Here is a 4,518-nt window from a genome sequence, read left to right as displayed (position 1 = left end):
CTACCATTTTCCAAAGTAATAACCTGATCTTTAACATTATCTACAGTAATAGTTTCGTAAGCATTTTTAGAAAATGTAATTTGTTGTTGGCTTAGTTTAGTTTCAAATTGTTTAGCATCTTGAGTAGCGACCACGTTAAATTCATTTGGTGCCATAGATGTAAGGGTTTGATCTGTATTTGATTTAGATAATGCCGCGAAACACAATACAGTTACTGTAACTGCAGAAATAATTGCAATGATAGTTAAAGACATCGCATTTTTCTTCATTCGGTACATAATAGACGATGTAAATACAACATCTGTAATAGATACGCGTCCATTTTTAGATTTTTTCAAAGTTTTAAAAATTAGTGACACGGAACTTCTGAAGAATAAATAGGCGCCTACTACCGTTAAAAATAAAATGATAAACGGTGATGTCATAGCCATAGTTAGTGCTTTAAATGTTCCAAACATTTCTGTCGCCATATAATAGCCTAGTGCAATCATAGCAATACCTAATACGCCTGAAATAACCTCTGCAGTCGTTACTTTAGCAGTTGTGGCATCAGTTTTAATTGAATCTTTCATCATTGATAAGATACTACGTCTTTTTAGAAATAAAGCACTTTGAAATAAAATCAGTACATACGCAATAATTAGCATGAAAATAGTTAAAACAAGGGCCATAGGTTCGAAATGTATCGATAAGTTAATCGATAACGACATCAATTTAGATACTATGGAAAGCAATAATTGTGCACCTGCAATGCCACATAATACACCGACAACACCTGTGATTAAAAATACAATCATTTGTTCAAGTGCTAACATTTTCAAAATGTTTTGTCGTGTTAAACCAATCAACTGAAATAGCGCAAATTCACGTGTACGGCGTTTCACGAATAAATGATTGGCATACATTAAAAAGATGACAATAATGATAAATAAAAATATTGATCCGACTAAAGCACCTTTCTTAATGATGGCCATCGAGTCGTCATTATTTACACCTTTAGTAAACTGTAAGGTTGTAAAACTGAAATATAAGACGATGCTAAAAAATAATGAAAATAAATACATTGCATAATGTTTTAAGTTTTGTCGTAAGTTTTTGAAAACGATATGGTTAAATGTCATTTGAGACACCACCTAATACTGATTGAAGATGTACAATGTCTTCATAAAAGGCCTGTTTAGAACGTCCTTCCTGATAAAGTTGTGTATGAATTTGGCCATCTTTTAGCATGATGACACGTTCTGCAAAACTTGCTGCAACCGGATCATGTGTAACCATGACAATAGTTGTATCAAACGATTTATTCATTTCTTCCAAACGTTGTAATAGGTCATTTGCACTTTTCGAGTCGAGTGCGCCTGTTGGCTCATCTGCAAATATGATTTGTGGTTTGTGAACAAATGCTCTCGCTGCTGCAGTTCTTTGTTGTTGACCACCAGATAATTCGCTAGGGTATTTATTTCCTAGGTCATAAATACCTAATGCTGTAGTAATCGCTTTATAATTTTCTTCCATTGTTGCTTTCGACATTTTTTGAACAGATAAAGGTAACATAATGTTTTCTTTGACAGTTAATGTCGGCAGAATACTGTAATCTTGGAAGATGAAACCTAATGATTCTTTACGGAATTTGGCAAGTGCTTTTTGATTAAGTTTATTAAGCTCTTGTCCGTTAGCAATCACGCTACCGCTAGAAATTTGGTCAATTGAACTTAGTACATTTAATAAGGTTGTCTTACCTGATCCAGAAGGCCCCATAATCGCAACGAATTCGCCTTTTTGTATGTCAAAGTTAATATCTTTAAGTGCTTGAAATGTGTGCTTTTTACCGTATGTTTTTGAAACATGTTGCACTGATAATATTGTCATAGTCTCACTCCTTTTGTATTTAATTTCATTTTAAATAATGTTTGGAGTAGTAGCCTTTATCTAAACTTACAATTCAATGTTTGAACCTTACAGAGTTGAAAGCTATCGCTACGTAGTAGATTTTTGAGTGAGGATACAGATTCATCGTACATATTAGACAAAAGCAATGGTGCTTTCTAAGTGATGATGTTTGTGTAAATTGAGAAAAGGGAATTTAATTATTGTATAATAAATTTTTTGTAAAAATTAAAAGAGGGCTTTATTTGAAAGGAATTGATTGTTATGGAAAAAGGAAATCAAGGTATTAAATGGTCTAGTTTAATAATGGGTGTATTATTATTAATGTTGGCAGTCGTTATTTTTACATTTCCAATTGAAAATTTTTATGCTATTACCTGGTTGATTGGACTGTTTGTATTAATTAACGGTGTGATTCAAATCATTTACCGTAGAAAAGCAAAAGCTTTAGTAGGTGGTAACCAAAATTGGATTCTGTTTATGGGGATTGTAGATATTCTCTTTGGTCTTATTGTCATTTTTAATGTTGGCGCTAGCTCGGCATTTTTTATCTACATGTTTGCATTCTGGTTCATTTTTAGTTCTATTGCAGGATTATTTACGTTTACGGGTAGTGGTAGCTTAAAACTAATTTCAGTGATTTTTAATTTATTAGGTATTGTTTTCGGTGTCATTTTATTATTTAATCCATTAATGGGTATCGTCTTTATTTCGACGATGATTGCTATTGCATTTGTATTCGTAGGTGTCATTTATGTTGTAGATGCACTTGCTTAAGTAAAATGAAGCGGTTCAAAAGAAGGGTGTGACATGAAGTTTGTGTCATATCCTTTTTGTTGTGTTTATGAAGCATAAAAAAGGGGCGCTACCTACAATAAGTAAGATACGCCCATATTTTTATATTTTACTATTATTGTTTTTCAATACGATTAATAGTTACATTTAGTCCAAAATATTTTTCTAAAAAATGTTTATAGTTATCTTTAGTGACATCAAATTTTTCTGAGCTACCATTCCTTGTTAAAGTTAAATGATTTTCAGACATTGTAGCACGGCCAAATGATTGTGGCATTGTAATTAATAAATGCTGTACAAATATTGAATCTGGATGCGTTTGATTATATTCGATGTTGCTATTAAAATCTTCTATTTGTTTAGGTTTGAATTCAGCTTCATATTTTGTATGCCAATGATCATTTTCGAATTTTTGAACATAGAAAATATCCTTGTCTTCGTTGTTAAAAATAGCGCGGAATGTACCACTGATATCAGTAATTGGTTGTGTATGCTCAGATGAAGTAATAGGAATGGCATGTAGAGGTAAGTCTCCAAAGCCAACATCAGTTACATAGAATACATCATTTATAGAAACAACAAGTGAAGCATGTGAACCGTTCAGACTACGACCGCCACCGGGTGTGTGAATAGTAGCTGACATTAATTCAGGATTAAATCCTTTTTGTTGTAAATATGCTTTGAAAAATGTATTTAACTCATAACAAAAACCACCACGTTTATCATGAACAATTTTATTAAAAAGTGCATCGATATTTATAGATATCGGCTTACTATTTTGAACATCAATATTTTCAAAAGGTACAGTTAACATAAAACGTGTTGCATAATAATTTAATGCTTCAATACTCGGTCGATTATAACGAGATGAATCAATTTGTAAATAATTCTCTAACTTCGCAATATTCATAAGCATAGCGCCTCCTGTATTAAAGATTATAATTAAATTTTAAACAGAAATGCTGAAATTTTAAATTCGAAAGCATTGAATTTTGGATAAATACATTTTAAATAGAAAAATACGCTCTCAAAATGAAGTCATCTCTAAAAGAAACGATTTAAAGATGACTACTGAGAGCGTAGCATAATGGAAGAAGTGTGCAGGGTGTCTAAAAATGCAACAATACAAAGGTAGTTGCAAGACAAGTTACTTTATTTAGACCATTTGTGTTCTATGCGACCAAACTTCCAAATTAAACTTGAAATAAGCCAAGTAATTAAAAATAATGCAACTAAAATATAGCCTAAATAATCAAATTCGATCGAACCAATGAATGCCCAAAACGCACCATGTAAATCTAGCTTATCAGCAAGAATTTGTAGCAATTCAATCATCCCAATCACTAATGCTGCCATGACTGATATCGCAGTAATCGTTATATTGTAATAGATTTTGCGAATAGGATTGAAGAATGCCCAATTATAGGCATACTTCATTACAACACCATCTAATGTATCCAATAAACTCATACCTGATGCGAATAAAATTGGTAAAGATAAGATTCCGATAAATGAAATGGCTTGTTGTGATGCGCCTGAAGAAAGAGCGAGTAACGCAATTTCACTAGCTGTATCAAAACCAAGTCCAAATAAAAAGCCAAGTGGCAATACGTGCCAACTACGCGTGATTAACTTGAAATAAGGTCCTACAAATCGAGAAACAAATCCTCTAGATTCAAGTAATACATCGACTTCAGCTTCTTCAATGTGTTCACGACGTAATTTAGCGAACAAGTTAATTAAAGAGATTAAAATAATTAGATTCAACACACCGATAAGCACTAAAAAGAAACCTGAAACTAGTGTACCAATCGTTCCACCAATATCTTGGAAATG

Annotated in this window: 4 protein-coding genes and 1 pseudogene; 1 reads left to right on the top strand and 4 read right to left on the bottom strand. The window is 32.4% G+C overall.

Going from position 1 to position 4,518, the window contains the following annotated elements; all coding sequences use genetic code 11:
- Both vraE and vraD read right to left on the bottom strand, forming a co-directional pair.
- Positions 1-1,121: pseudogene (gene vraE / locus IDG60_RS07310) on the bottom strand (peptide resistance ABC transporter permease subunit VraE); the annotation flags it as partial.
- Positions 1,111-1,869, bottom strand: a complete 759-nt coding sequence (gene vraD / locus IDG60_RS07305; protein ID WP_000154162.1) for a peptide resistance ABC transporter ATP-binding subunit VraD — start codon at positions 1,867-1,869, stop codon at positions 1,111-1,113. The gene vraD and the pseudogene vraE, both read right to left, overlap by 11 nt.
- A gap of 282 nt (positions 1,870-2,151) precedes the next feature.
- Here vraD and IDG60_RS07300 point away from each other — a divergent pair, with 282 nt between their 5' ends.
- Positions 2,152-2,664 carry an HdeD family acid-resistance protein gene (locus IDG60_RS07300; protein WP_000410764.1) on the top strand — a complete coding sequence of 171 codons (513 nt, stop codon included), beginning with the start codon at positions 2,152-2,154 and terminating at the stop codon, positions 2,662-2,664.
- A gap of 133 nt (positions 2,665-2,797) precedes the next feature.
- On the opposite strand, the gene IDG60_RS07295 is transcribed toward IDG60_RS07300, so the two are convergent.
- Both IDG60_RS07295 and IDG60_RS07290 read right to left on the bottom strand, forming a co-directional pair.
- A complete protein-coding gene (locus IDG60_RS07295; RefSeq protein ID WP_001017423.1) occupies positions 2,798-3,592 on the bottom strand; it encodes an arylamine N-acetyltransferase family protein in 795 nt (264 codons plus the stop codon).
- Between the two features lie 242 nt (positions 3,593-3,834).
- A partial coding sequence (locus IDG60_RS07290) for a HoxN/HupN/NixA family nickel/cobalt transporter (protein WP_031806668.1) occupies positions 3,835-4,518 on the bottom strand: 684 nt, incomplete at its 5' end.

The sequence above is a fragment of the Staphylococcus sp. EG-SA-2 genome, assembly GCF_017152085.1.
Note: the sequence above shows the minus strand (reverse complement) of the source record. Positions and strands in the feature narration are given on the sequence as shown.

What these genes read in the sequence shown, in the direction of transcription:
- vraD (WP_000154162.1), bottom strand. Translation starts at nt 1,869, where the DNA reads ATGACAATATTATCAGTGCAACATGTTTCAAAAACATACGGTAAAAAG.
- IDG60_RS07300 (WP_000410764.1), top strand. Translation starts at nt 2,152, where the DNA reads ATGGAAAAAGGAAATCAAGGTATTAAATGGTCTAGTTTAATAATGGGT.
- IDG60_RS07295 (WP_001017423.1), bottom strand. Translation starts at nt 3,592, where the DNA reads ATGAATATTGCGAAGTTAGAGAATTATTTACAAATTGATTCATCTCGT.